The following is a 22,601-nucleotide window of genomic DNA, read 5'->3' as shown; positions in this document are numbered from 1 at the left end:
GCTTTTTTTATGCAATGTGGTCAGGCGAGTAATATTCTCCTTCTAGCTTTTTGAAATCTTTTTCATTAAACAAACATTGCTTGATCCCCCGGTTCCGCACCAAGCACTTCCCGCACCTTCATGGGAATCGTTACTTGTTTTTTTTGAAGATATCGTCGAAAAATAAACGTATGTTTTCGTTTTATCTGGAGTTGATGTCATCCTTATCCCCTTCTATCCTTTACTAATAAATAAGTAAAGCGATTAACGTCTTGATGACTGTTCATTCATTGCATAACATTACATATTTTCACTTCCTTATCCCATACTAACGATGACAAATGATGCACAAGGAGGAATGGAAGATGGTCACGAAACAGCAGGCAACGCTGCCGCCGCAGCAGCAAAACCGCCAGCCCGGGTTGCAAACGGACATGAACCCGCAGCCTGTTTCGATCAGCGCAACATATAAAGGAAGCGGGAAATTGAAAAATAAAGCTGCCATCATTAGCGGCGGCGACAGCGGCATCGGCCGGGCGGTCGCGATTCATTTTGCAAAGGAAGGCGCAGATGTGGCGATCATTTATTTAAACGAACATGAAGACGCGGAAGAAACGAAGCGCCAAGTCGAACAGGAAGGAAGAAAATGCTTGCTTTTTGCCGGCGACGTCGGTGATGAGCAGTTTTGCAAACATGCCGTAAAGCAAACGATCGACCAATTTGGCAAATTAGACATCGTCGTCAATAACGCCGCCGAGCAGCATCCGCAAAAAAGCTTGTTGCACATTACGTCAGAACAGCTGGAAAAAACGTTCCGCACCAACGTCTTCGGCTATTTTTATTTGACAAAAGCGGCGCTTCCGTACTTGCAAAAAGGCAGCGCCATTATTAATACGGCGTCAATTACCGCTTACGAAGGCAACGAACAATTAATTGACTATTCAGCCACCAAAGGCGCGATCGTCGCCTTTACGCGCTCATTAGCGAAATCGCTCGCCGGTCAAGGCATCCGCGTCAACGGCGTCGCCCCGGGACCGATTTGGACTCCGCTGATTCCGTCTACTTTTACAAGCGACCAAGTCGCCACTTTCGGCTCCAACACCCCGATGAAGCGGCCGGGGCAGCCGAGCGAAGTCGCCCCAAGCTACGTCTTTTTGGCAAGCGATGACGCATCTTATATTACAGGACAGATGATACACGTCAACGGTGGGAAAGTGGTGAATGGGTAAAAAGCGATGCGCAAAGGCGCGCCTTCAAAAAACAAATACTTTTTCCGGCAAAAACACTTGTTTATGTATCACCATGTTAGACATCATTTGGAAGACAATATTGGTCATGTTAAAGCAATGAAAAACTTCATTTCCAGCAAACCACGCTCTGAAACCGTCAGACGATTTTTTATGTCATATTTTCTAACAGATTTATTGCTTTTCCATTAACATCAAGATTATGATAAAGATGTAATTGGTGCTATGTTTCGTTTCATTTTTTCAACTACAGCAAAATTTTACACCCTCTCTTCTCTTTTTAGCTTGCGATAATATGCCGCAAGCTTTTCTTTTCCATTCACTCCTGTATACTTGTAACGTAATGAGGTACATCCCCTTTGTTCATTATTTGCTTTTCCCACCTCACTCATCGGCTTTGCCCACTTTTTCATCCATCTGCGCAGACGCTTCGCATGAAAGACTTTGTTCGAAAAAGCAGCGCAGCATATTGCTCACTTCTTCTTGATTTTTAACAAGCGGTTTTCATATAGAGGATGGGATCAATTACGTCCTGAAATTTGTGTAAAAGGCAACAGCAAAAAGCAGTTTTATTGTCCAAAGATTCAAGTTCACCGCATTTTTTCAATCCGCGCACAATTCTATTCGCATAGGTGGAACGTGCGTTCTTGTCGGATTGCCGCCGGAAGAAATGCCTATTCCAATTTTTGGTGAGGTATTAAATGGAATTAAAATTGTCGGTTCTATCGTCGGTACGCGGAAAGACTTGCAAAAAGCACTTCGGTTCGCTGCAGAGGTCAAGTAAAAACCATTATTGAAGTGCAACCCTTGAAAAAATTAATGAAGTATTTGGCAAAATGCTAAAAGGGGAAATTAACGGGCGTGTAGTTTTCACGTTAGAAGATAAATCAAATCGAGCACCGTTTTCCCGTGGCAACAACCAATAAAAAGGAAAATATTTACAATACGGCGTTCTAGGGCTGTCTCACAAAGATGAGATAGCCTTTTTTATATAAATGTTTTGACAAAAAAGCGGCTCTTAGGTTAAACCGCAATTGATATCATATCCAATCTGGTTGGAAATGTGGAACTCTTCTTTCCAAGTTACATTCAAAAGTAAAAGAATATAAATAATAACCAATAGTATATTTTTTGACACTATGTAAAAATAAAGTGCGTACTTCTAAAGATAAATCATACATAGTATACTCATCAGTGTGTAAAACACAAAAAATACTGCTGCTTGCACAACCAACAATAAACTTTTATGAGGGGTGAAGAATTCATGGAATTACAATTAGCATTGGATCTCGTAAACATTCCAGAAGCAAAAAAGCTGGTAAAAGAAGTCGAGGAGTATGTGGATATTGTAGAAATCGGCACTCCAGTGATTATTAACGAGGGGCTTAGAGCCGTAAAGGAAATCAAGCAAGAATTCCCTCACTTAAAAGTATTGGCAGACTTAAAAATCATGGATGCAGCCGCATATGAAGTCATGAAAGCATCCGAAGCTGGCGCTGACATTATCACTATACTTGGGGTTGCTGAAGATTTGTCCATCAAAGGTGCTGTGGAAGAAGCGAAAAAACAAGGGAAAAAAATCTTGGTGGACATGATCGGAGTGAAGAATTTAGAAGAACGAGCAAAAGAAGTGGATGAGTTTGGAGTCGACTATATTTGTGTACACACAGGGTATGACCTTCAAGCAGTCGGAAAAAACTCTCTTGAAGACCTTGCAACAATCAAGCGTGTCGTGAAAAACGCAAAAACAGCGATCGCAGGCGGCATTAAATTAAACACATTGCCTGAGGTCATTAAAGCAAAACCTGATCTTATCATCGTTGGCGGCGGTATTACCAATCAAGAAGATAAACGAGCGGTAGCAGCTGAAATGAAAAAAATGATCCAACAAGGTGAATGAATGATGCAGACTACGCAATATTTAGGTGAAATCATCAAAGAGTTAAATCGGACAGCTGATTTCATCGCTGATGAAGAAGCGGAAAAATTGGTAAATGGGATTCTCGAAGCAAAGAAAATTTTTGTAGCTGGCGCAGGTAGATCTGGGTTTATGTCGAAATCTTTTGCGATGCGAATGATGCACATGGGGTTAGACGCCTACGTAGTAGGCGAAACCATAACCCCTAGCCTAGAACAAGATGACATTTTGATCATTGGATCAGGTTCAGGGGAAACGAGAAGTTTAGTTTCCATGGCCGAGAAAGCAAAAAGCTTAGGCGCCAAAGTAGCGTTAGTAACCATTTTCCCTGAATCGACCATTGGACAATTGGCTGATATCACGATTAAATTACCTGGTTCGCCTAAAGACCAATCAGATAATGGATACAAAACGATACAGCCAATGGGATCGCTATTTGAGCAAACCCTCTTGCTATTCTATGATGCGATCATATTAAGATGTATGGAGAAAAAAGGGCTGGACTCCAATACCATGTTTAAAAGGCATGCCAATCTTGAATAAAGTATATATGGGACTTTTGTTCAGAGCACCTTCAACCAACCAAAATCTTAAACTATTCAAATGGAATTTTCAACTAGCAACACGGGGGAAAGGGGGAAAAGGCCGCGAAGCTTTCTTTAAGAAACGCTTTGCGGCCTTTTTCAGTCATAATGAAAAGTCGATTTTTCCATGGAATAGGAAAAATCGACTTTTTGTGTTTTTCCAAAAGACTGAAATAGCAAGTCACTTAAATATCTAAAAGCAATATCGTATTCTTGGATTCTAAATTTTTAATCATATCATCCCAAGACTTCGGTTTGTTCGATAAGACGGAATAATAACGTTTCAAAAACTTCACAACAAGCTCTGCTGGAAGTTCATTCACGCCATCGTCCATCGGAAGGAAACAAAGATCAAGACCGGTTACAGCTTCTCCATCATTGTTCCAAGATGGATGGACATAAGGGAAGTCAAGCCGCTTATATCCCAAATGGGACAATACCTCACGGCGAACATATGGATCCATCGGCTTAATCCCGCCAAATTCATAATGCTCCACCCGATAAGGATCATAAATTTCGGCGAACATGCCATATAACTGCTTTCCATTTGCCGCAGCCCAATTGTTCAAATCCTCTAACCGTTTTGTGGCTAAAAAGCGCCCAATTCCCAGCCCTTCCCTTCCAATAATAGTAAAATCCGTCATCGCAACATTCAAATCTTCATAATAGCGATACTCCGTCGCACCTACTACTTCTCCTTCGTGAACCGCAACGCACACACGAATTCCCGGATCTTCCAGAGGCTCTTTCCACAAATCGAATGCCAATACTTCTTCAGGAGGAAATACATTTTGCATCAATTGGTGCATTTTTTTAAACAAAGGGTCTTCTATACTCGTAATTCTGCGATATTCCATCTTAATCATTCTCCTTGCTAAGATTTTGGCCGATAAAAAGGATTTTTCCATTCCATCAGCGCAGCATAATTGCACGATTCTTCATCCTCTAAATAGTTTTCCACCACTTTTACAGGGGTACGGCCGCAACGGAGCAGGAAGGTAATTACAGGATCCTTCAATTCCCCTTTTACAACAGCTTCGAGATATTGCTCTGCGGTCATTTCATGAGCTTTTTTATGATATCCAGGCATTCTTCCTCCGCCCAGCAGCCGTTCTAATCCTAAATGAATAACTACTTCATACATGGATAACATCAGCCATTTCCCCAGCCCTAATTTGCGATAGGCAGGGCGCACGCCAATATCAACGACATAGAGCGTATTCCCGTTTGGGTTATGGTTGCGGATATATCCATTATCCGTAATCTCTTCCCATGTATGGTCTGGATGGTCTGGATCAAAGTCAACAATAAGCCCCGTCATCGATCCGGCAATTTCCCCATTCACTTCCACACATAAAGCTCCCTCTGGAAATAGCGTAATATGGTTTTTCAGCTGTTCCGTATTCCACCATAATTCAGACGGGAATGGCGGAGGGAAACTTTCTTGTTGAATGCGGATTAATCCAGAGAAATCCTTTTCTTCATAATTGCGGATTACCGCTGGGACAGGACGATCTTGGTCAAAGACGTAAAACTCCTTTCGATACATTTTTCCCCCTCCTCAATGAAGCAGCTAATCACATCCTTATTTCCAATCCGGATAAAGATCCGTGCGCCGATCGCGCCATGTGGTGACGGAACCGCTTTCGCGAACCTGATATAACAGCTCTAAATCAAGATCAGCGGTGACAATCATATCATGGTTGATTTCCCCTTCTGCCAAGATGCCGCGCGGAGGAAACGGGATGTCGTTCGGCGTAATCACCGCCGCTTGCCCAAAATTGGCCCGCATAAAATCAACCGTAGGAAGGGAACCTACCGTACCAGTGGTGACAACATAGACTTGATTTTCAATTGCCCTCGCATGGCTAGTGTAACGGACACGATAAAATCCGTGACGATCATCGGTGCAAGAAGGACAGAAAATGACATCCGCCCCCTTCGCCTTTGCCATTCGAACGATTTCTGGAAATTCGATGTCATAGCAAGTCAACATCGCAATGGTTCCCTTGTCTGTCTCGAACACCTGCAGGCTTTCGCCCGGAGACATGTTCCATTCCTTTACTTCCGTCGGAGTAATATGAAGCTTTGGCTGTTCGGCAACTCTTCCGTCTGGATAGAATAAATGAGCAACGTTGTATAATCGGCCGTTTTTACGGATGACATGGGTTCCTCCAATAATATGCATCTTTGTTTGCTTAGCCAAATTAATAAATAAAGAGCGATATTGTTCTGTAAAATCAGGAAGGTCTTGAATGGTCAAAGGCTTCCCTTGCTGGTTGCCGATAGACATTAGCTGAGTGGTGAAAAATTCTGGAAACAGGACAAAATCCGCTCCAAACTCTTCAGCTGTTTTCATATAATGTTCTACTTGTTTAGCAAATTCCTCAAACGATTGGATAGTGTGGAGATGATATTGAACCGCTGAAACTCTCAGTTTCATCGTCTCCCCCTCTCTTGTTCTCATTAAGCAATGCTGCGCCCCATTCATGTGGCGATACTGATATTATTAGATACATCATTCTATTTAACAAGTAGACACTTTCATGTTACATAGTGTGAAAAAGTATACTAAAAGAAGAAACGAAAAAAAGAAGCAAGTAAGAATCACTGAAGAATTTTAAGGACATTTTCTGCCAGACCGCCCTCGCATCCAAACAGCCATCAACATGCATATAAAAAGCCAACGGACAGCGGATCTTCCATAAAGATGGTTGTCCGTTGGCTTTTAGCGTCTAATATCACTTATTGCTTTTTTATCTGTATCTTGATGAGAAGGTATTTTCTGGCAATTACGAAGGAATGCAAACAGGTAGTTTTCGAAGTTTTAAAGGAGGAAATTTTTTCTATTTGGCGGCTTCATTAATTTTTACTTGCCCCTTTACGACCGTCTCCATATAGTTTTTGCCCCATTCATACATCGCATCAAGAATTGGCATCAAACTTTTTCCATGCTCGGTCAGTGAATATTCCACTTTTGGTGGAACCACCGGATAGACTTCGCGATGCACAATTTGATCTTGCTCCAGCTCTCTTAACTGGTTAACTAGCATTCTTTGGGTGATCCCAGGCATGAGAGCTTTTAGTTCGCTAAACCGCTTCTTTCCCCCTTTTCCTAGATGCCATAAAATAAGCATTTTCCATTTACCGCCAATAACAGCAAGTGTTAATTCTTTTTCACAGTTATACGTCTTGCCACAAACGTGTCCCATCGTTTCACCCCCCTATGTTGATTATAACTGATAGTATATTCTTTGTCACTTTATGGTCGTAAAGCACATACTGTCAAATACATGTTATACATATTTATTTTCGCTCATAGCAGACGGCATTCATTCTAGGATGGGAAAAGGCTTTTTCATGATCCATTCCCTTCATTGTGCCCACAATCCTTTTATATCATTAAGTATATTTTTTTACACTATATTATATTTTTATCACTACATGATAATAAAGTGCGTACTTCTCAATAAATTTTATACGCATTATACTAGCATCTGTGAACAAAATCACGAGCACTATTGTTTTACTATTCCACGCGATATTTACGTTCTCGCTGCTTTAAAAACGCTGGAAGGAACAACAACTGTGCCCTCGTCATTGGCGGCGCCGTCAAGAAAACCGTTTTCAGTAAACGATTTGGCAACGAGAAAATACAAGATGCGTTTTTCACAACATACCAATTCGCGCAATGTGGCAAATCCCGCTATATTTGCTCTATCAGGTCGATTCTTTTTGAGAAACGTTTCGAAAAAGACAGGGGGGGATCACATTGGATTCGATGACTTTTGTTTTGTTTGGGGCAACGGGCGATTTAGCGAAACGAAAAATTTTCCCTGCATTATATAATTTATTTCTCGATCAAAAAATGCCCCAGTCGTTTTCTATCATTGGCGTAAGCAAAAGAGAATTGTCCAATGATGAATTTCAAATATATGTGGAAAATTCGATCAAAACCTTTTCCAGACGCTTGATAAATGACCGCTCCAAAATGGAAGAGTTTCTCCGTGCATTCTGTTATACTTCTTTAGATGTAACAAATGCACAAGGGTATAAAAAGTTGCTTGAAATGGTTCAACAACGCGAAAAAGAATTGAATATTCCTGAAAACCGCATGTTTTATTTATCTGTTGCGCCAGAATTTTTTGATGTGATCGCGTCGAACATCAAAGAAAGTGGCTTAGGATCCACCAAGGGTTGGAAACGACTAATTGTCGAAAAACCGTTTGGTCACGATATCAAATCGGCCCAAGAGTTAAACGAAAAGTTAAGCCAAGCTTTCGAAGAAGAAGAAATTTATCGGGTAGATCATTACCTTGGAAAGCCGATGGTGCAAAACCTAGAAGCTTTAAAATTTGCCAACCCTGTGTTTCAAGCGATATGGAACAATCAATATATAGCCAATGTGCAAATCACGGCAAGTGAAACCGTTGGAGTAGAACAAAGAGCAAGCTACTATGATCAGGCAGGAGCTATCCGCGATATGTTTCAAAATCATATGCTGCAATTGCTGATGATGACAGCCATGCACCTGCCAAAACAAATTAGCGCCAAAGACATCCGTAATGAGAAAAGAAAAATCATGGAATCTCTTCGACCAATACAGAAAGAAGAAGTAGGTTTACACGTCGTTCGCGGTCAATACGGTCCTGGAGAAATCAATGGCAAACCAGTAATTGGATATAAAGAAGAGCCTGGAGTCGATGCTTCTTCAACAACGGAGACATTTGTTGCTGCCCGTTTGTGGATCGATGATGAAAATTGGAGCGGGGTACCATTCTATATCCGTACAGGCAAAAGAATGAAGGAAAAGTCCACACGTATTGTGATCGAATTTAAAAATCCATTAAAGGAATGGCACTTACCGAAAAATGAGGAAACAGCCCCTAATCTTTTGGCGATTCAAATCAATCCGAACGAAAGTGTTTCGCTGCAATTCAATAGCAAAAATGTATTTAACAACGGAAAGATGGAACCTGTCCATATGCACTTTACGACTAATCAGAAAGAGATACCCGAAGCCTATGAACTCTTGATTTTTGACGCTTTACATGGCGATTCGACTTTCTTTGCTCATTGGAAAGAAGTTGAACTATCTTGGAAATGGGTACAACCTGTTTTAGAGGCATTTGCGGAAAATCTCCTTCCTCTCCACTCATATCGTTCAGGTTCGATGGGGCCAGAGGCTTCTGATCAATTATTGAAAGAAGACGGATTTTATTGGCAGTAGGTAATCGCTTCCGGAGCAAACTTGAAAACATCATTTCTGAAATGGGAAAGAGGAAGTACATTGTTCTGCCAGCAAATTTTCTTTGAACAAGATATTTTTAGGAGGTAGTCAGCATGAGAGTCGGGTTAATCGGTTTGGGAAAAATGGGATTCAACTTAGGCAAAAATCTCATTGACCATAAGCACGAAGTAGTGGCGTTCGATGTAAATGCAAATGCGGTGGAAGAAATAAAAAAATACGGAGCCAAAGGCGTATCCAGTTTAAAGGAGCTCGTTTTATCATTAGAAAATCCAAGAATTCTTTGGATGATGGTTCCACATACAGTTGTTGATTCGGTGATTGGCGAGATTACACCGTTTTTAAGCAAAGGAGATATTGTGATTGATGGTGGCAATTCTCACTATAAGGAATCGATTCGCCGCTATAACGAGCTAAAGGAGATGGGAATTCACTTTATGGATGCCGGAACCTCCGGTGGAGTGGAAGGCGCCCGGAACGGAGCGTGTTACATGGTTGGAGGGGATTCTGAAGCTTGGAACATTGTCGAGCCTCTTTTCCGAGATACCGCTGTAGAAAATGGGTATTTATATACAGGAAAAGCGGGTAGCGGCCACTTCTTAAAAATGGTCCACAACGGGATTGAATATGGAATGATGGCTGCCATTGGCGAAGGCTTCGAAATATTAGAGAAAAGCGAATTCGATTATGACTATGAAAAAGTGGCAAGAGTGTGGAATCATGGTTCGGTTATTCGTTCATGGCTCATGGAATTAACAGAACGCGCATTTTCCAAAGATGCAAAATTAGAGGAAATCAAAGGAATTATGCATTCTTCCGGTGAAGGAAAATGGACAGTCGAAACAGCTTTGGATCTGCAAACTGCCACTCCTGTCATCGCCATGTCCTTATTGATGCGGTATCGTTCATTGGAAAGCGATACATTTACAGGCAAAGTGGTGGCAGCCCTACGCAACGAATTTGGCGGACATGCTGTAGAAAGAAATGAGAAGAAATAAACAATTATAAGCATGGAAGTATTTCTAGAAAACATAAAATCCCTTTCAGACGTAAGCTTCAAAATAACCAATGGAGACATACGCAGCAAAATTGGAAGAGAAAGGAGAAGTGTTATATGGCTGTCTCTTTTGATTACTCCAATGCCTTGCCATTTATGAAAGAAAGTGAACTAGATTATTTAAGCGGATTTGTAAAAGCAGCTCATCATATGCTTCATGAAAAGAAAGGTCCAGGATCCGATTTTCTTGGCTGGGTCGATTGGCCGATCCGCTATGATAAAGACGAATTTGCGCGAATCAAACAAGCTGCTGAAAAAATCCGAAGTCATTCAGATGCTCTTGTGGTGATCGGCATTGGCGGGTCTTATTTAGGGGCAAGGGCAGCTATTGAAGCATTATCCCATACCTTTCATAACCAAGTGAATGCGACACAAATTTATTTCGCTGGCCAGAATATCAGTTCCACTTATATTTCTCATTTATTAGACGTATTAGAAGGCAAAGATTTGTCTATCAATGTTGTTTCTAAATCAGGAACAACGACAGAGCCTGCCATTGCTTTCCGGATTTTCCGTGACTACATGGAGAAAAAATATGGAAAAGAGGAAGCAAGAAAACGGATTTACGTTACTACCGATCGGGCAAAAGGAGCATTAAAAAAGCTCGCCGATCAAGAAGGATATGAAACTTTCGTCATTCCGGATGACATAGGCGGAAGATATTCTGTACTGACAGCAGTCGGCCTATTGCCTATCGCGGTAGCTGGGCTGAATATTGAGCGAATGATGGAAGGGGCGGCATCAGCATATCATAAATATAACAATCCGGATCTTTGCACCAATGAGAGCTACCAGTATGCCGCTGTGCGAAATATTCTCTACCGCAAAGGCAAAGCGATCGAATTATTGGTGAACTATGAACCATCCCTTCATTATGTATCTGAGTGGTGGAAACAGCTGTTTGGCGAAAGTGAAGGGAAAGATCAGAAAGGACTCTTTCCTGCATCCGTTGACTTTACAACGGATTTGCATTCCATGGGGCAATACGTTCAGGAAGGCCGCCGCAATCTGATCGAAACGGTGCTGCAAGTCAAGAAACCGCGAATCGAACTGACGATTCAAGAAGATCCAGAAAATATCGATGGATTAAACTTCTTGGCCGGTAAGACACTGGATGAAGTAAACAAAAAAGCTTTCCAAGGTACGCTATTAGCACATGTAGACGGCGGAGTACCTAACTTAATTGTTGAATTGGATGAAATGAATGAATATACCTTTGGTGAAATGGTATACTTCTTCGAAAAAGCTTGCGGCATTAGCGGCCATTTGCTCGGTGTGAATCCGTTTGATCAGCCGGGAGTGGAAGCTTACAAGAAGAATATGTTTGCCTTACTTGGCAAACCGGGCTTTGAAGCGGAAAAAGCGGCCCTCATGAAACGGTTATCTAAATAACGTTTTTCTCCTGCTTGTTATCATGCAGCTATCTTGAGTGAGGGCTCTACATTCTAAACTACCTGTTTTCCTGAACTCTACAGGAGACAGGTAGTTTTATTTTTCCCGAGTTTTTTATAATCTTTTTTCTCGTCTGCAAGTAAAATTAGTATGTCTAATACAGACCATTAACTTACACATGCAAACGATATCTCGTTATTTTGCCAAAGCTTATTGAATCAACTTTTGAAAATGGGAAGATAACGCAGCTTGAAACGCGAAGATGAAAGATAATGATTGCACGCTATGTGCTCACATATTTACAACTCCCTTTGTTCCCTACATATAAGATGGGTGCATTTCCTCGTAAAGACTCCTTTTCCCAAACCGCATACCATGCTAATAAAGTCTTCCTCTCGTCTATTCCTCCCACTAATTTAATTTTCCAATCAGAAACATACAAACTATCTGCTCATGGTAAATAAACTTCCCCAATTTAAAAAAGCTGACGCCAAACGACCATGTGCAGGGTGGCCGCTTGTGTCAGCTGTTTATTTCTGATAGCAACCGCACGAAAGCCGTTCGACAATCCGATGTGGAATAATAATGCGCTTGACCGGCTCGTTTGGGTTGCTGATTTTTTCAATGAGACTTTTCGTCGCTTCATAGCCGAGCTGGAAAATGTGGATGTCGACCGATGTCAGCGGCGGACTTGACATTTCCGCCAGCAGCGTGTTGTTGAAGCTGACGATCGAAATGTCATCGGGAACGCGCAGGTTCATTTCATCCAACGTCTTCAGCACGCCTAAGGCCATTAAGTCGTCGGCGACGACAAGCGCGGTCGGCGGGTCTGCGAGCGAAAGCAGCTCTTTCATCGCCTCTTGGCCGCCTTCCTGCAGAAATTCTTCATGCATGATATAGTCTTCACGATAAGGAAGGCCAGCTTCTTTCAACGCCGCCTCATACCCGCTCAGACGGTCAACGGTGACCAAGTATTGCTTATTGCCGCCGACAAAAGCGATTCGTTCATGGCCGCGCGCAATCAAATACTCGGTCGCCTCTTTGCCCGCCAGGTAATTGTCATTATCGACATGAGTGATTTGTTCCGCCTTTTGATGCGGCTTCCCAATCACGACAAATGGGAATTTGTTTTTTTGCAAATACTTCATCAGTTTATCATCGATGCGCGAGTATAATAAAATCACCCCGTCTACGCGGCGGCCTTGCAGCATGTCGACGACCCCTTCATAAATTTCCACTTCTTTTTCGCCCGTGGACATTTGCAGCGCGTATTTTTTTTCATGCGCCGCCTTGCTGATGCCGCGGATGACTTCTGGAAAGAACGGGTTTTGCAGCGCCTGTTCCGCCGCGCTCGGCATGACGATGCCGATGACTTGCGTCGCTTGGTTTGCCAAGCTGCGCGCAATAAAATTTGGGTGATATCCAAGTTCTTTCATCGCCTCGCGCACTTTCCGCTTCGTTTTCTCGCTGATGCGCGGACTGTCGGCGATAACACGGGAAACCGTGGAGGGAGCCACGTTTGCGCGTTTCGCGACATCTTTGATCGTGACAGTCATCTTCACTCCCCCATTCACTTTTTATCCATAGTATAATTTTTATCACGTTACGTTGCACATAGTCATTCATTTTTACTGTTTTGGAACGCCAGCTTACGTCGCCTGTTTCGACCGCCTTTTAACAAGGTACAAAAATAGGATAAATAATACGTAAACAGCGACAATCGCCATGATAAAAGGAATATTGATCCCTGTTTTATCGGCAAGCGCGTAAATTTCCGCTGTTTCGCGATTGATAATAATATCATAGCCATCGCGGCCGCTCCGCACTAAATCGCCGGCAAGCAGCCCGCGCAGCTCTTTTCCCGGCGTCAGTTGGTCATTCGTGATATGCACCTTTTGTGTTTTTCCTGTATTATTAATGGCGATCACCGTTGTTTCGTCTTTGTAATGGCGCTTAAATACGGCCATGCCGTCTTTTTCATACAGCAACGTAAAATCACCGCGCCGCAAGGAAGGAAGTTTTTGCCGCAATTCGCCAAGTTTTTTAATATAATCAATGATTTCCCGGTCGGCGCGAAAATCCATTAAACGGCGGTTATCCGGGTCTTCTCCCCCATTCATCGCGATTTCCGTTCCGTAATACATAATCGGAATGCCAGGAGCGGAGAACAAATAAGACATAGCAAGCTTGATTCGTGAAATCGGATTTTGCCGATTGTCAATCGCCAGCTTCGTAAACCGGACCGTATCATGGTTGTCCAAAAACGTGCCAAGCAAGTACGGACGGTCATAAAACGTTTTGTTATATTCCCATACGTCGTAAAGCGAACGCAACGATTGATCGCGCTTCGTCAGTGTTTTCGTTACCGCGTTATAAAGCGGGTAATCGATAAATCCGTCAATGCCATATTTGCCGTAATCAGCGATATAGCGCGGGTCCTCGCTCCATACTTCACCAATAAGGAAGAAATCTTTTTTTACGGACTTCACTTCTTTGGAAAATTCCTGCCAAAATGACTTTGGCACATGGCGAACCGTATCTAAGCGGTAGCCGTCGATGTCAGTCTGTTTAATCCACCATTTCGCCGCATCAATCAAATAGCGCTTCACTTCCGGATTTTCCTGCGCCAAATCCGGGAGGCCGTACACCCAGCCGTTTTCTACTTGCTTTTGGTTATTCCAATCGAAAATTTCTTTTTTCTCATGGAACCAATCCTTTTTTGCCGGGTCATTCAGCCATGGATGATGATACCCCGTATGATTGGCGACAAAGTCTAAAATGACCTTCATCCCGCGTTTATGCGCTTCCTTGACTAATGTTTTTAAATCTTCCATCGTGCCAAAGTGCGGATCGACTTTGTAAAAATCTTGAATCCAATAGCCATGGTACCCGCCCGGTTCGTTTTTGAAAATCGGCGTGAGCCAAATCGCCGTAAACCCCATCTCTTTAATGTAGTCCAGTTTGGCAGTCACTCCTTTTAAATCACCGCCGAAATAGCCTTTCGGGTCATTGACGTTGACATTGTAATCATTGCTTGGGTCCATGTTGTTAAAGCGGTCAACCATGATGAAATAAATTGCTTCATCCTGCCAGGTTCGTTCTTCTTTTTCAGCGGCTTGTACCGGAAACGCATAAAAAAGAAGACACGGAAGTATAAACAGAGCGAATACTCGATTCCCCATTTCCGTTTCCCCCCTTTGATCGTAATATCGTTGCTTTTTCGGAAAGGGGTAATACCATTTTTATCATAACGGTTATTACCCTTTTGTTCCACCCGCTGTTAAGCCGGAAATTAAATAACGCTGCAAGAATAAGAATACGATGGCAATCGGAGCCGCAATTAAAATCGAGCCAGCCGCAAACCGCGTGAAGTTATTAGCAAAACGGTCGCTAATAAAGTTAAACAATCCGACGGCAAGCGTATATTTTTCTGGATCACGTAAAACAATAGACGGTAATAAGAAATCGGTAAACGGAGCCATAAAATTGAATAAAGCAACAACGGCCAAAATCGGCTTTGCCAACGGAAGCATAATGCGAAAGAACACGCCAAAATGCCCTGCACCATCCATGCGCGCCGCTTCATCAAGCTCGCGCGGAATCGTATCAAAATACCCTTTCACAAGCCATGCGTTAAATGGAATTTGCCCGCCTACGTAAATTAAAATCAGCCCCCATAACGAATCTAATAGATGAAGCATGTTTAACAAAATATAAAGGGCAACCATCGCCATTAAGGACGGAAACATTTGCAACACAAGAAATAAATACAGCCCCATTTTCCGTCCGACAAATCGGTAGCGGGAAAAAGCATAGGCAATTAATGCGGTAAAAAATACGGATAAAATTGCATTGATAACAGCGACGAATAAACTATTTTTATACCATAACAAATAATCGCTTTGTGGGCTTGTAAATAACCATTTATAATGTTCCAACGATGGTTTTTCCGGGATCAACGATGCGGAATATAAACTCGTTCCCGGATTTAACGACATGCTGATTGTCCAAAGAAGCGGATAGGCAATGACAACGAACATGAATGCAATAAATAAATATATCAAGGTCACCTCTATGCGTGATTTTATTTTCCGATTCATTAAATGTTTCCCTCCTCTTTAAAGGAACGTGTACGCCGGAATTGATACAAGGCAAAACCGCTCACGATTAACCCGATAATGATTGAAATCGCTGCAGCCATATTGTAGTTGTTTGTCGTAAACGTCAAATCATATACCCAAGAAATTAAAATATCCGTTCCTCCAGCATTTTGTCCGCGTACAGCCGGGCCGCCATCATTGAATAGATAAATAATATTAAAGTTGTTAAAGTTGCCGGCATACTGCATAATTAACAGCGGTGCGGTTGCGTACAAGACGTGCGGCAGCGTAATCGAGCGGAACTTTTGCCAGCGCGTTGCTCCATCTATCTCGGCTGCTTCGTACCAATCGCGGGAAATGCTTTGCAGAACCCCTGTAAATAAGGCAAATACGAACGGAAATCCAAGCCATGTTTGGATTAAAATAAGGGCTACTTTTGTCCAAAACGGATCGGTCATCCACGGAATCATGACGCCGAAAGCACTTAAAATATCACGGTTGATCGCCCCAAATTTATCGTTAAACATCGCCGCAAATACAAGAATGGTGACAAATGCCGGCACCGCCCAAGGCAAAATTAAAACCGTGCGAATAAAGCGTTTAAACTTAATGCGCGGATCATTGACGAGTATCGCTAAAAACAAGCCGAGTGCAATTTGCAATGTCGTTGCGACAACAGTCCAGACAATTGTCCAAGCAAAGACGCTGAAAAACGTATCTTGCCAAATTGGAACCGATACTAAATTTTTAAAGTTTTTAAAGCCAACCCAATGCAATAGACGACGAGGCGGCGAGTTGTACAAGTTGTAATCTGTAAACGCTAGCGACACCATAAAAAGCAGTGGTAGCACAACAATAAATAAAAGCATAATCAGCCCTGGTGTGACAAATACATATGGAAATCCTTTATCCCACGCGTTTCTACATGATTCCAAGAGCGACGGAAACGGTTCTCCACGCTGCAGGCGAAGCGCATCTTTACGCGCATCGATAATATTGAAATAATACAAAACGGCCGCGAATGCGATAATAATGACAGATACTAGCCCTTGAATCAATAAGAAAATCGAGTGATCGACCATCGGGATTTCTCCCAATGTAATAAGCCCCCATAATCCAATATTTAAAAAATTATAAAATGTGATTAGAAATGCAGCTTCAATAACAATAAATAAAATTCCTTTTACATAACGTCGATTATATAGTTGTCCCAATCCTGCAAAAAGAATGGAAAGAATAACAGCAACAGTAGGATGATGTCGCATCTTTTGTTCAGACATGGTAAATCCCCCTTAAACGTGATAAGAATGGTGGATAGAAACTGCTCTACCCACCATTGACTTCAATAATTATTTTCCTCCACCACTAGCAGCAATTTTATCTTGAATCGTTTTTACCGCTTCTTGCAATACTTCTTTTGGATTATCGCCTTTGGCAATAAACTGTAGCGCATTGCCCATTGGGTCCCATACTTGCGACATTTGCGGTACATTTGGCATCGGTTCGCCATATTGGATTTGTTCTGCGAATCCAGAAATTAATGGGTCATTTGTGATCTTCTCGTTCGTTAATGCTTTTTCATTTGCCGGCATTTCCCCTGCGACTTCATAATAATGGAGCGAATTTTCTTCATTTGTTATAAACTTCATCAAGTCCGTTGCCCACTCTTTATTTTTCGAGTAGGCAGATAACATCCATGCCTTCACACCGACAAACGATTTCGGATGCTCCCCGTTTTCTAATACTGGAAGCGGTGCGGTTGCCAGTTTGTCCCCTAACGCATCACGATAGGTGGCAATGTTCCACGGACCGCTGATTACGGTTGCTACATTTCCTTTTGTAAATAATCCATTCATCACATCTTGATTAATTTCCTTTGGAATGTATCCATTTTTAAACCAAGATTGAACGAGTTCAGCACCTTTGACAGCACCATCATTCGCCAGTCCAATATCGCTTACATCCATCTTTCCATCTTCACTACGGAATACATAGCCGCCATATCCCGCAAAGAATGGATAGACAAAATAGAAGTTGGCTGCTTCCATCAAGAAGCCGTATTGATCTTTGGCCGGGTTTGTTTTTTCTTTCGCGATTTTCGTCAGTTCTTCTATTGTTTTCGGAGCTTCTGGCACTAAATTTTTATTGTAAAATAAGCCATAAGTTTCCACAACAAACGGTACGCCATAAATCTGTCTATCATAAGTAACCGCATCCACTGCCGTTTTACTATATTCGCTTTCTGAGTCTCCAAGCTCTACCGGATCAGCTAAACCTTGGAGGACAATGTCGCCAATACGGTCATGTGGCTGATAAAATATGTCAGGACCTTTGCCTGCCGGACCATCTAACGCGATTTTTTTCGCCTGATCAAGCATGCTCACAGCGACCGTTTCCACTTTAATGCCTGTTTTCTCCGTATATTTTTTAAAGATGTCATTTAATGCTTGCTTTTGTTTTTCTTCGTCATTTACCCAGACCACTAATTTTTCCGGTTTTTCTACATTTTCTGTTGTATTTCCCTTGTTGTTGTCTTTTACTTGTTCAGCATCACGTTTTGGGCCACAAGCAGCCAATACACCGATCATGAGAATCGTGGCCATAAACAGCGAAACAACTTTTCTCATACGTCCCCCTCCTAAAAATGAATCATGAATAAATTCATTGCAGCACAATCGTTTTTAGGAAATCGTTTGCACAAAAGTTCTTAAAAAAATGATACCGTTCTTTAATGAAAACGATTGCACCGTTCACTTTCATTATACCGTCTATTTTTTATTTTACAAGCTTATTTCAATAAAAAAATTGACTTTTTTATTCAATTATTCTACTCTTTAAATAAAAAAGCGATCAATGCGCAAACGATTGCGTTTATTTAAAGGGGTGTAAAGAAAATGTTTAAAGAAGCGATTTATCATCGTCCAAAAGATAACTTTGCTTACGCATACGACGAAAAAACGTTACATATTCGCCTTCGAACGAAAAAAGATGATATCAAAACCGTTTACCTTCTTTATGCTGATCCATATGAATGGAAAGATGGCGTTTGGAAGCTAAACCGTGAACCTATGGCAAAAAGCGGAGCCGACGATTTATTTGACTACTGGTTTATCGAAGTGATTCCTCCATATCGCCGCATTCGCTACGGATTTGAGTTAACGTCCGAAAATGAAAAAATAGTATATACAGAAAAAGGCTTTTATCACGAAGCACCGACGGACGATACAGCTTACTATTTTTGTTTTCCTTTTTTAAATAAAATAGATGTATTTCATGCACCGGAATGGGTGAAAGACACGGTTTGGTATCAGATTTTTCCTGAACGCTTCGCTAATGGAAATCCAGATATCAATCCAGAAGAAGCACTGCCGTGGGCAAGTGAAGACCCGACATCGACGAGCTTTTTCGGCGGTGATTTAGAAGGAATTATCCAACATCTCGATCATCTTGTCGACCTTGGCGTTAATGGCATTTATTTAACGCCTATTTTCCACGCACCTTCTAACCATAAATATGACACAACCAATTATTTCGAAATTGATCCTCACTTTGGCGACAAACAAACATTCAAAAAACTAGTTGATCTTTGTCATGAAAAAGGAATACGTGTCATGTTAGATGCGGTGTTTAATCATTGCGGCTATTATTTTTCACCGTTTCAGGATGTGCTAAAAAATGGGGAAGCATCTAAATATAAAGATTGGTTCCATATTCATGAATTTCCGCTTCAGACAACCCCAAGGCCAAACTATGACACGTTTGCATTTGTCGCCCAAATGCCAAAACTAAATACAGAAAACCCTGAAGTGAAAAAGTATTTATTAGACGTAGCAACTTATTGGATTCGTGAGTTTGATATCGACGGCTGGCGGCTCGATGTGGCCAATGAAATAGACCATCAATTTTGGCGCGAATTCCGTCAGGCAGTAAAGTCTATAAAACCCGATGTTTATATTCTTGGAGAAATTTGGCATGATGCAATGCCATGGTTGAGAGGCGATCAATTTGATGCCGTTATGAACTACCCATTTACCAATGGAGCAATCCGCTTTTTTGCGAAAAATGAAATTGGTGCCAAACAATTTGCCAATATAATGACTAATGTTCTTCATTCGTACCCAGAAAACGTCAACGAAGCGGCGTTTAATTTGCTTGGCAGCCACGATACACCAAGAATTTTAACAGTATGCGACAATGATGTGCGGAAGGTCAAGCTGTTGTTTTTATTTCAGCTCTCTTTTACCGGTTCGCCATGCATATACTACGGCGATGAAATTGGCATGACCGGCGGGCAAGATCCAGGATGTCGGAAATGCATGATTTGGGAGGAAGAAAAGCAAAATAGGGATATATTGGAGCATGTAAAAAAACTGATTGCGCTTCGCAAAGCCCATCCCGCTTTCAGACGGGGAAAAATTACATTTATGGACGCAAGCGATGAATCAAACCATTTAATATATACGAAAACCTATCTTGATGAAACGATTTTAGTCATGATCAACAATAGCAGTAAGGAGATTGATGTCACCGTTCCTTTGTCTTTAAAAGGAAAATGGCTCGTCAATTTATGGACGAAGGAGCGGTTTGCTGTTGAGTCCGAAACGTTGCGCGCCATAATTCCTCCATATGGCTTTCTTCTCTATCAAGTGCAAGATTGGTAAAAAGCGAGGGCAGTCCTCTCCCTCGCTTTTCCTACGCCCGATGCACTGTCCGCCGATACTCCGTCGGCGTCACTCCTTCCATCTTTTTGAAAAGCCTCGAAAAATAAGCACCATCCTCAATTCCCACCCGTTTGGCAATTGCTTCAATCGTTTCATTCGTTTCTGCCATCCATTTTTTTGCTTTTGACAAGCGGTAATAATTCAAATATTGTACAAAACTCATACCAATTGTTTTTTGCATGCAACGGGTAATGTAGTCAGGGTGAAATCGCAACGATTGGGCGAGCTGCTGAATCGTAATTGGTTCCGCATAATGCCGTTCAATGTAGGCAACCGCTTCGGCGCACACTTTCTCAGAAGCGCTTGGAATATGCAGTTCTTGTTTCTGCAATTGCCAAAGAAATTCGACAAAATAGAGTAATTGCTTTAATGAACGATCCGGATCTCTTTCCTCATTCAGTTCAACTAATTGTTGAAGCAATTGTTCGATGCGCTCCCTTTGCTTTACTTTGGCGTATTGGCGTATCCAAAAGCGATATTGGACCGGCTCGACATATGTTGCTTCTCTCTCAATGACGTTTTGCCAACTTAACGATTGTTTTTGAACGATGTCATATTCTCCCTCGATCGCAAAATGGAGCCAAACTAATTGCGTGTCTTCCGTGCAAGGACGATGCCCGTAATGCTCTCTTTCTGGAATAAGAATAAGATATTCCCCTTCTTTTACAGCAAACTCATTGGTTTCCTCCGTCATATATAGACACCCTTTTTTGACATACAACAAATCAAACACAGAAAACGTTCGTCGAAAATGTTTTTGCCCCTTTGTAAATACGCTTTCTGCCCCTTTAATAAAAACCGGAAACGGCGGAAAAGAAAACGCAATGTATTCCATCCCAAACCTCCTTTTGTATATCGGAAATATACAAATCAAATCGCTCTTTTCTCTTCTTATTATGCAATAAACTAGATAAACTTGATATAGTTTTAAAGTCGGAATGATCAAAGGAGTTGTCTTGATGAACACCGATCAAAAAAAGCCTTCCTTGTTTTCACTGACATGGCCGATTTTTATTGAAACACTGCTATACATGGTGATGGGCAATGCCGACACATTGATGCTAAGCCAATATTCCGATGATTCTGTCGCCGCTGTCGGCGTAGCGAATCAAATCATTTCTCTCATTATTGTCATGTTTAATTTCGTCACCTTGGCGACTACCGTTTTAGTAGCGCAATATTTAGGGGCGGGAAGAAAGCAAAACGCCGTGGAAGTTTCGCTTGTTTCTATCATCATTAACTTCTTATTTGGTCTTGTGCTCAGCGGTATATTGTTCTTTTTCGGAAAGCCAATTTTATATACGATGAAGCTATCAAGTCGTTTGCTTGCAGAGGCGAACGACTATTTAATGATCGTCGGCGGATTTTTATTTATCCAAGCGCTCATCATGACCATTGGGGCAATATTAAAAAGCTACGGCTTTACCCGCGAAACGATGTATGTAACGATTGGTATGAACATACTAAATGTGATTGGCAACTTCTTATTTATTTTTGGACCATTCGGTTTTCCAATATTAGGAGTAAAAGGGGTCGCCATTTCAACCACGGTGAGCCGTCTCATCGGATTGACTGTTATTTTTGCTTTATTGCTGAAACGGACAAAAATACCATTTTCATTATCCGTCCTTCGTTCTTTACCATTTTATTACGTTCGGGATTTGTTAAAAATCGGGATTCCAGCCGCTGGAGAACACTTGTCGTACGATGCGGCGCAAATGCTTATTACATATTTTATTACTTGGCTTGGGACAGAAGCGTTAACAACGAGAGTATATACGCAAAATATTATGATGTTTGTGTTTTTATTTGGCATTGCAATTAGCCAAGGCACACAAATTCTTGTCGGTCATTTCGTCGGAGCAAGACGATATGCAGAAGCGTATACGCGCTGTTTAAAAAGTTTGCGTAGCGCGATTATCATCTCGATTCTGATGGCTTCGTTCAGCTACATGTTTGCTGAACAGTTGTTTTCCTTATTTACAAGCGATAAGCAAATTATTAGTACCGGTAAAACGCTGCTTTTATTAACGATCATATTGGAACCCGGTCGCTCCTTTAATCTTGTCATTATCAGTTCATTGCGGGCCGCTGGGGATGTCCAGTTTCCAGTATATATGGGGATATTGTCGATGTGGGGTGTCGGTGTGACCATTTCCTACTTTTTTGGCATTGTGATGGAATTAGGATTGATTGGCGTATGGCTTTCGTTTATCGCCGATGAATGGTTGCGCGGATTATTGATGTTATGGCGTTGGCGTTCAAAAGCATGGATAAAAAAATCATTTATTCCACATATCGAACCCGCCTAATGGATCGCTTGCCTGTGTTGAAATGGAAGGATTTCCCGCTTGT

Annotated in this window: 19 protein-coding genes and 1 pseudogene; 9 read left to right on the top strand and 11 right to left on the bottom strand. The window is 41.8% G+C overall.

What is annotated here, in order from left to right:
• Window positions 1–344: 344 nt before the first annotated feature.
• The 4 genes and pseudogenes from AOT13_RS07100 (at window position 345) to hxlB (ending at window position 3,687) form a co-directional block, all read left to right on the top strand.
• Complete coding sequence (locus AOT13_RS07100) at window positions 345–1,208, top strand: SDR family oxidoreductase (RefSeq protein WP_042383632.1); 864 nt, start codon at window positions 345–347, stop codon at window positions 1,206–1,208.
• A 613-nt stretch (window positions 1,209–1,821) separates the two neighbouring features.
• A pseudogene (locus tag AOT13_RS19440) lies at window positions 1,822–2,152 on the top strand (zinc-binding dehydrogenase); the annotation flags it as partial.
• A gap of 338 nt (window positions 2,153–2,490) precedes the next feature.
• A complete protein-coding gene (hxlA, locus tag AOT13_RS07090; RefSeq protein WP_042383634.1) occupies window positions 2,491–3,126 on the top strand; it encodes a 3-hexulose-6-phosphate synthase in 636 nt (211 codons plus the stop codon).
• A gap of 3 nt (window positions 3,127–3,129) precedes the next feature.
• Window positions 3,130–3,687, top strand: coding sequence for a 6-phospho-3-hexuloisomerase (gene hxlB, locus AOT13_RS07085; protein WP_042383635.1), 558 nt, complete (start codon window positions 3,130–3,132; stop codon window positions 3,685–3,687).
• 226 nt (window positions 3,688–3,913) lie between these two features.
• On the opposite strand, the gene AOT13_RS07075 is transcribed toward hxlB, so the two are convergent.
• From AOT13_RS07075 to AOT13_RS20045, 5 genes are all read right to left on the bottom strand, one after another.
• Window positions 3,914–4,585: a hypothetical protein gene (locus AOT13_RS07075; RefSeq protein WP_042383637.1), complete on the bottom strand. Its 672-nt coding sequence runs from the start codon at window positions 4,583–4,585 to the stop codon at window positions 3,914–3,916.
• A gap of 17 nt (window positions 4,586–4,602) precedes the next feature.
• Window positions 4,603–5,277, bottom strand: a complete 675-nt coding sequence (locus AOT13_RS07070) for a GNAT family N-acetyltransferase (protein ID WP_042383638.1) — start codon at window positions 5,275–5,277, stop codon at window positions 4,603–4,605.
• 36 nt (window positions 5,278–5,313) lie between these two features.
• Window positions 5,314–6,171 carry a carbon-nitrogen hydrolase family protein gene (locus AOT13_RS07065; RefSeq protein WP_013877329.1) on the bottom strand — a complete coding sequence of 286 codons (858 nt, stop codon included), beginning with the start codon at window positions 6,169–6,171 and terminating at the stop codon, window positions 5,314–5,316.
• 403 nt (window positions 6,172–6,574) lie between these two features.
• Entirely contained in the window at window positions 6,575–6,940 is a 366-nt protein-coding gene (gene hxlR, locus AOT13_RS07060; RefSeq protein ID WP_003252445.1) for a transcriptional activator HxlR, read from the bottom strand.
• A gap of 333 nt (window positions 6,941–7,273) precedes the next feature.
• A complete protein-coding gene (locus AOT13_RS20045; RefSeq protein ID WP_155267340.1) occupies window positions 7,274–7,420 on the bottom strand; it encodes a hypothetical protein in 147 nt (48 codons plus the stop codon).
• 80 nt (window positions 7,421–7,500) lie between these two features.
• Between AOT13_RS20045 and zwf the strand changes: the two genes are divergently transcribed.
• The 3 genes from zwf (at window position 7,501) to AOT13_RS07045 (ending at window position 11,425) form a co-directional block, all read left to right on the top strand.
• Window positions 7,501–8,958 carry a glucose-6-phosphate dehydrogenase gene (gene zwf, locus AOT13_RS07055; protein WP_042383639.1) on the top strand — a complete coding sequence of 486 codons (1,458 nt, stop codon included), beginning with the start codon at window positions 7,501–7,503 and terminating at the stop codon, window positions 8,956–8,958.
• A gap of 113 nt (window positions 8,959–9,071) precedes the next feature.
• Window positions 9,072–9,974, top strand: a complete 903-nt coding sequence (gene gnd / locus AOT13_RS07050; protein WP_042383642.1) for a phosphogluconate dehydrogenase (NAD(+)-dependent, decarboxylating) — start codon at window positions 9,072–9,074, stop codon at window positions 9,972–9,974.
• A gap of 116 nt (window positions 9,975–10,090) precedes the next feature.
• Window positions 10,091–11,425, top strand: a complete 1,335-nt coding sequence (locus AOT13_RS07045) for a glucose-6-phosphate isomerase (RefSeq protein WP_042383644.1) — start codon at window positions 10,091–10,093, stop codon at window positions 11,423–11,425.
• A 530-nt stretch (window positions 11,426–11,955) separates the two neighbouring features.
• Here the strand turns inward: AOT13_RS07045 and AOT13_RS07040 are convergent.
• The 5 genes from AOT13_RS07040 to AOT13_RS07020 form a co-directional block, all read right to left on the bottom strand.
• On the bottom strand, window positions 11,956–12,981 hold the full coding sequence (locus tag AOT13_RS07040) for a LacI family DNA-binding transcriptional regulator (protein WP_042383646.1): 1,026 nt from the start codon (window positions 12,979–12,981) through the stop codon (window positions 11,956–11,958).
• A 93-nt stretch (window positions 12,982–13,074) separates the two neighbouring features.
• Window positions 13,075–14,607 (bottom strand): alpha-amylase family glycosyl hydrolase, encoded by a 1,533-nt coding sequence (locus tag AOT13_RS07035; RefSeq protein WP_042383647.1) that lies wholly within the window; start codon window positions 14,605–14,607, stop codon window positions 13,075–13,077.
• Window positions 14,608–14,682: 75 nt separating this feature from the next.
• Entirely contained in the window at window positions 14,683–15,525 is an 843-nt protein-coding gene (locus AOT13_RS07030; protein ID WP_042383649.1) for a sugar ABC transporter permease, read from the bottom strand.
• A complete protein-coding gene (locus AOT13_RS07025) occupies window positions 15,525–16,805 on the bottom strand; it encodes a carbohydrate ABC transporter permease (protein WP_042383651.1) in 1,281 nt (426 codons plus the stop codon). The genes AOT13_RS07030 and AOT13_RS07025 overlap by 1 nt, the downstream gene beginning before the upstream one ends.
• 69 nt (window positions 16,806–16,874) lie before the next feature.
• Window positions 16,875–18,152 carry a sugar ABC transporter substrate-binding protein gene (locus AOT13_RS07020; RefSeq protein ID WP_042383653.1) on the bottom strand — a complete coding sequence of 426 codons (1,278 nt, stop codon included), beginning with the start codon at window positions 18,150–18,152 and terminating at the stop codon, window positions 16,875–16,877.
• Between the two features lie 267 nt (window positions 18,153–18,419).
• Between AOT13_RS07020 and AOT13_RS07015 the strand changes: the two genes are divergently transcribed.
• Window positions 18,420–20,186 (top strand): alpha-glycosidase, encoded by a 1,767-nt coding sequence (locus AOT13_RS07015; RefSeq protein ID WP_042383654.1) that lies wholly within the window; start codon window positions 18,420–18,422, stop codon window positions 20,184–20,186.
• Between the two features lie 31 nt (window positions 20,187–20,217).
• On the opposite strand, the gene AOT13_RS07010 is transcribed toward AOT13_RS07015, so the two are convergent.
• Entirely contained in the window at window positions 20,218–21,081 is an 864-nt protein-coding gene (locus AOT13_RS07010) for a helix-turn-helix transcriptional regulator (RefSeq protein ID WP_042383656.1), read from the bottom strand.
• A gap of 124 nt (window positions 21,082–21,205) precedes the next feature.
• On the opposite strand from AOT13_RS07010, the gene AOT13_RS07005 reads away from it, so the two are divergent.
• Window positions 21,206–22,558: an MATE family efflux transporter gene (locus AOT13_RS07005; RefSeq protein ID WP_013877337.1), complete on the top strand. Its 1,353-nt coding sequence runs from the start codon at window positions 21,206–21,208 to the stop codon at window positions 22,556–22,558.
• The last annotated feature ends 43 nt before the right edge of the window (window positions 22,559–22,601 follow it).

Origin of the sequence: Parageobacillus thermoglucosidasius, assembly GCF_001295365.1 — a bacterium.
GTDB classification, from domain to species: Bacteria; Bacillota; Bacilli; order Bacillales; family Anoxybacillaceae; genus Parageobacillus; species Parageobacillus thermoglucosidasius.
This window is presented reverse-complemented; position numbering and strand designations above follow the sequence as displayed.